This is a genomic window from Rhodococcus marinonascens NBRC 14363, from assembly GCF_001894885.1.
Lineage (GTDB): Bacteria > Actinomycetota > Actinomycetes > Mycobacteriales > Mycobacteriaceae > Rhodococcus_F > Rhodococcus_F marinonascens.
The window spans coordinates 1-1,027 of sequence record NZ_BCXB01000136.1 but is presented as its reverse complement, the minus strand read 5'-3'; the positions used below and the strand labels follow the sequence as shown (position 1 = coordinate 1,027).

The window sequence follows — 1,027 nt, the reverse complement described above, 5'->3', positions numbered from 1 at the left end:
CCCTCGGGGCGCTCGATCCGGGTGCTGAAGACTTCAGGGGGATTTCACCATGTTCGATCGCTCGGCCGTGTTCGTGCGCACGCGGACCACGTTGGCGCTGGCCGCGGCCGCCACCGCAGGGGTGGTCGGTGTTGCCGGCTGCGGCACGGCCACCGAAACCACCGCCGTCGCCGCCTCCGAATCGCTCACCACCCCCGCCGGGTCTTCGAGTACCGCCAACGTGTCGGCGTCGACGTCGCCGTTGTCCACGCCGAGCGTGGTTCTCGCACAGCCTGTTTCTGCCGACGCGGCCACTGCCCTGACGCAGCTGGAAACGTTGCCGGTGAAGGGGCGTGCACCGAAGACCGGCTACGACCGGGCACTGTTCGGGTCGGCGTGGTCGGACGATGTCGGCGTGGACGGTGGCCGCAACGGCTGCGACACCCGCAACGACATCCTCCGCCGCGACCTGATGAACATCACCGTCAAACCCGGCTCGAGCAACTGCACCATACTCACCGGCACGCTCACCGACACGTTCACCGGCAAGACGATCGAGTTCACCCGCGGTGAAGGCACCTCGAACGCAGTCCAGATCGATCACATTGTTGCCCTGTCGGATGCGTGGCAGAAGGGCGCCCAGCAGCTCGACGAACAGACCCGCCGTGACTTCGCGAATGATCCCCGTAATCTGCAGGCGGTGGACGGGCCGGCGAACGGGCAGAAGGGTGACGGTGACGCGGCAACCTGGTTGCCGCCGAACAAGTCCTACAGATGCACGTACGTCGCACGGCAGGTGCAGGTCAAGTCCACATACGGGCTGTGGGTGACGCAGGCCGAAAAGGATGCGATCGCACGGGTTCTGTCCGATTGCGGTGCCGCAGCCGCGCCTGACCCGGAGCCGATTCCTGCGGTGCCGACCACCACCATCGCTCCCCCACCACCGCCTCCCGCACCCGTTCCACAGGAACCGGCAGCGGCGCCACCACCTCCGGCGCCCAGCGGTGGCGGAGTCTATTACAAGAACTGCACCGCAGCCCGGGACGTC

General features: G+C 67.3%; 1 protein-coding gene. It reads left to right on the top strand.

Annotated features, from left to right (window positions below):
- Positions 1–49: 49 nt before the first annotated feature.
- Positions 50–1,027: HNH endonuclease family protein (locus tag RM2_RS23220; RefSeq protein WP_139277946.1), on the top strand; the 978-nt coding region annotated here is incomplete at its 3' end.